Below are 4,386 nucleotides of genomic sequence, written 5' to 3' on the forward strand. Positions count from 1 at the left end.
CCATCGAGCGCCGCTACTACGACGCCGCCTGCGACCCGGCGACCGAGACGTGTGAGCCGATCGACAGCATCGCCGCCAACGAGCGCGTGCGCGTCGAGCTGACCATCGTCGTGCCCAACGACCGCGTCTTCGTCGTGGTCGAAGACCCCATCCCGGCCGGTACGGACGCCATCGACCCGAACCTGCTCACCAGCGAGACGGATCGGGGCGGCAGTATCGTCCCGGCGGAAGAGGAGTTCGCCCCCGGCTTCTGGGGCTGGTGGTACTTCGACCACATCCAGTATCGGGATGACAAGGTCGTGTTCCTGAGCCAGTTCCTGCCGGCCGGCACGTACCAGTACACCTACTTCTTGCAGCCCAACATCCCTGGAACCTACCAGGTGATGCCGACGACGGCCCGCGAGGAGTACTTCCCGGAGGTGTTCGGCCGGGGTGAGGGCGCGATCTTCGCCATCACCGAGTAACCAAGAAAGAGTCCACAGATTTCACAGATTACCCAGATGTCTTGGCGACATCTGGGTAATCTGTGAAATCTCCCTGGGGTGGCCGCCGGCGCGGCGTTGCATTTCTAGGTAGGGGCGCACCCGCGGGTGCGCCCTGGTTTCAGGGCAGACACGCAGGTCTGCCCCTACTCAATTACATTGAACCTCTGCGCGATGTTCTGGTACACTATGGGCAGCTATGTCCGTACTGCGACCGACATCCCTGCTAGCTGCCTTCCTCATCCTGTTCTTGCTGCTCGTCGCTTGCCGCCGCGAACCCACGCCGCTGGCGCTGGGTGAGCAAGTGCAGACAGTCTGCACCGACGAGTGCGCGGCGCGCGGGCAGTGCGGCCGTCTGACCGACGAGCGCCTGGTCGTGCTGGGCCACGACGGCGGCCCGGCCGTGTCGGGTCACAACCGCTTCTTCTTTGACGAGGCCCTGGTCACCATCAGCGAGATCAACGCGCGCGAGGTGATCGCCGCCAGCAACGGTGTGCCGCTCAGCAGCGAGGCGACGCCCTTCCCCCACAACTTCTATCGCGTGGAGGGCGAAGGCAAGATCGCCTGGGTCTCCGAGTGGTGTCTGGCGCGACCCTAATCTCAACAACTAAGAATTATGAATTATGAACGTAGAAGCGATCAGGCCTTAATTCATAATTCATAATTCATAATTCGATATGAACGGCGAAGATCGCCACGTACTAGAAGAACTGCTGGCGGCCCAGGCGCGGCGCGAGGCCGTGGCCCTGGCCGTTATTGTCCGTGACGAGGGTTCGGTGCCGCGCCACGCCGGCACGAAGATGCTCATCTATGCCGACGGCCGCACGCTGGGCACCATCGGCGGCGGCGAGATGGAATCGCGCGTCGTTGCCGCAGCCCAGGAAGCCCTGCGCGACGGCCGGACGCGCATGGTTCCCTACTCCCTCGTCGATCCGCGGCGCGGCGACCCCGGTGTGTGTGGCGGCCAGGTCGAGGTCTACGTTGAACCCCACCTGTCGCCGGCGACACTCTACGTGCTCGGCTGCGGCCACGTAGGCCAGGCGCTCGTCTCACTCGGCCGTTGGGTCGGCTATCGCGTCATCGCCTGGGACGACCGGGCGGAACTGGTCGCGCCGGAGCGCGTGCCCGAAGCTGACGTCCGGCTGAGTGGGCCGCTGGCCGAGGCGTTGGCCACCCACCCGGTGGACGCCCATACCTACCTGGCGCTGGTCACGCGCAATGTCGGGCTGGATCGGCAACTGCTGCCCCAACTGCTCGACACCCCGTCGCCCTATATCGGCGTGATGGGCAGCCGCCGCCGCTGGGAAGAAACCAAGCGCCAACTGCTGGCCGACGGCGTGCCCGCTGACAAGCTGGCGCGCGTCACGTCGCCCATCGGCCTGGAATTGAACGCCGAATCGCCGGCCGAGATCGCGGTCAGCATTATGGCCCAAATCATCATGACCCAGCGAGGTAGGGGCCAGGTTCCAGGGGCTAGGGGCTAGGGAAGAGCACTCTTCCCCAGCCCCTGGAACCTGGCCCCTAACCGGCATTTCTTGAACCACTTATGATTGCACAACACACCCCCCACCTAATCGAACGATACGAGATACCGGCCGATCTGCCATCGGCGCTGGCTCTGCTGGCCCGCATCGGGCCGACGGCCCGGCTGATCGCCGGCGGCAGCGACCTGCTCATCGAATTGGAGCGCGGCCAGCGCCACGACGTGACAACGCTGATCGACGTCACCCGCATCCCCGGTCTGAATACCATCAGCCAGGACGCCGATGGGCTGATCCATCTCGGCGCGTTGGTCACCCACAATCAGGTCGTCGCCTCGCCGCTCATCCGCGAGCGCGTCCTGCCGCTGGCCCAGGCCTGCGCCGAGATCGCCTCCCCACAACTGCGCAACCGGGCGACGGTGGCCGGCAACCTGATCACGGCCAGCCCGGCCAACGACACCATCTCCGCGCTGCGGGCGCTCGAGGCCCAGGTCATCCTGGCCTCCACCCGCGGCTGGCGCATGGTGGCCCTGGCCGACTTCTACACCGGCGTGCGCCGGACGGTGATGGAGCCGGACGAGATGGTGGTGGAGATCGTCTTCGCTCCCCTGCCCGCCACCGCCCGCGGCATCTTCGTCAAGCTGGGTCTGCGCCGGGCGCAAGCTATCTCCGTCGTCCACATGACGGCTATCCTGGACGTTGCCAATGACGGCGTCATCCGCGAGGCGCGGCTGACATTGGGCAGCGTTGCCCCGACCATCATCAATGCCGCGGCGGCCGAGGATTATATGACCGGCAAGAGGCTCACCGACGACGTGATCACCGTCGCCGCCGGGCTGGCCGCGTCGGCGGCGCGCCCCATCGACGACGTGCGCGGCCCGGCGTCATACCGCTCCGAGATGGTGCAGGTAATGGCCCGTCGCGCCTTGCTGGCCCTGCAAGAGGGGCGCGAGCGCGAGAATTGGCCGGCCGACCCCGTGATGTTGTGGGGCGGCACGGAAGGGGTCTTCCCAACCGGCCCCGAATATGCCGGCAGCTTCGGCCCGGAGACCCCCATCGAGGCCACCGTCAACGGCCGCCCGATCAGCGCGCCGGGCATGCACAAGACGCTGCTGCGTTGGCTGCGCGAGGAGGGACTGCTGACCGGCACGAAGGAGGGCTGCGCCGAGGGGGAGTGCGGCGCGTGCACCGTCTACCTGGATGGCATGGCGGTCATGGCCTGCCTCGTCCCGGCCGCCCGCGCCCACCACGCCGAGGTCGTCACCATCGAGGGGCTGGCGGCCAACGGCGACCTCCACCCGTTGCAGCGCGCCTTCATCCAGACCGGCGCGGTGCAGTGCGGCTACTGCATCCCCGGCTTCCTGATGTCGGGAGCCAAGCTGCTGGAAGAGCAATCCGCGCCCGACCAGAACCAGATCGAGCACGCCTTCGCCGGCAACCTGTGCCGCTGTACGGGTTACTATAAGATCATCGAGGCAGTGCACGAAGCAGCCGTTAAAACGGGCTAGAGTATACTCTAGAGCTACCCTTCATTAACGAAGGAGAAGGCCGCTTGAACCAAAGGTACTTCTGGTGGGATGAAGTAAACATTGAGCATATTGCGGATCACGGTGTTGAACCGTATGAGGCAGAGGAGGCTATTGACAATCGACCATTCATTGTCAGAGCCGGTGAAGGCAAGCACATCGCTTATGGGCAGACGGATGCAGGTCGTTATCTGGTAGTTGTGTTTGCTCTAAAGAGTGAGCAAAGAGTTCGTGTTGTGACGGCCCGCGATATGACACAGGCTGAGAAGAGTAAGCTGCGTCAAAAAAGGAAGTGAAATGTCGCAAGGGAAACAACTTCCAGAATTCGAAAATGAAGATGACTTGGCCGCGTGGATCGAGTCGCATGATACTTCGGAATACATGGATCAGATGATTGAAGCCACGGATGAGATCGAAGTCCTCCGGACGAGATTTAGCACCAAGCCACTCGATGTGCGGCTTCGCACTGAATACCTAGAAGCAATTGAGGAACTGGCTGAACGTCGCGGTCTGCCATATCAGGCGCTTGTCCAACGTTGGCTGCTGGAAAGGCTGACACAAGAGGCACCGGATTTGATGACCAAATAGAGGGTACCTATGACCACCGATCCCATCCTCCGCGCCCGCGTGACCGAGCGCGTTGACGCCCACGGCAAAGTAACCGGCGAAGCGCTCTACCCCGGCGACGTGACGCCGCCCAACCTACTCCACGGCCGCGTACTCTTCAGTGGCCAGCCCCACGCCCGCATGGTCTCCATGGACGTGAGCGCGGCCGAGGCCGTGCCCGGCGTCGTCGCTATCTTCACCGCCAGGGACGTGCCCAACAACGAGTACGGCCTCGGCGCGCACGATCAGCCCGTCTTCGTCGGCCTGGGCAGCGACAAGGCGTACAGCGAC

The 4,386-nt window shown here is 64.2% G+C and carries 6 protein-coding genes and 1 pseudogene; all 7 read left to right on the top strand.

Annotated features, from left to right (window positions below; all coding sequences use genetic code 11):
• On the top strand, positions 1–464 hold a 464-nt coding region (locus ACE3UY_RS03885; protein WP_374686241.1), incomplete at its 5' end, for a hypothetical protein.
• Between the two features lie 217 nt (positions 465–681).
• A complete protein-coding gene (locus ACE3UY_RS03890) occupies positions 682–1,080 on the top strand; it encodes a hypothetical protein (RefSeq protein WP_374686242.1) in 399 nt (132 codons plus the stop codon).
• Positions 1,081–1,159: 79 nt separating this feature from the next.
• The gene (locus ACE3UY_RS03895; protein ID WP_374686243.1) at positions 1,160–1,966 is read left to right on the top strand and encodes an XdhC family protein; all 807 of its coding nucleotides are present in this window, start codon (positions 1,160–1,162) and stop codon (positions 1,964–1,966) included.
• A gap of 62 nt (positions 1,967–2,028) precedes the next feature.
• Positions 2,029–3,471, top strand: coding sequence for an FAD binding domain-containing protein (locus ACE3UY_RS03900; protein ID WP_374686244.1), 1,443 nt, complete (start codon positions 2,029–2,031; stop codon positions 3,469–3,471).
• Between the two features lie 44 nt (positions 3,472–3,515).
• Entirely contained in the window at positions 3,516–3,785 is a 270-nt protein-coding gene (locus ACE3UY_RS03905) for a BrnT family toxin (RefSeq protein WP_374686245.1), read from the top strand.
• Between the two features lies 1 nt (position 3,786).
• On the top strand, positions 3,787–4,077 hold the full coding sequence (locus ACE3UY_RS03910; protein ID WP_374686246.1) for a CopG family antitoxin: 291 nt from the start codon (positions 3,787–3,789) through the stop codon (positions 4,075–4,077).
• Between the two features lie 9 nt (positions 4,078–4,086).
• Positions 4,087–4,386: pseudogene (locus tag ACE3UY_RS03915) on the top strand (hypothetical protein); the annotation flags it as partial.

It is taken from the genome of Promineifilum sp. (SeqCode), assembly GCF_041918635.1.
Lineage (GTDB): Bacteria > Chloroflexota > Anaerolineae > Promineifilales > Promineifilaceae > Promineifilum.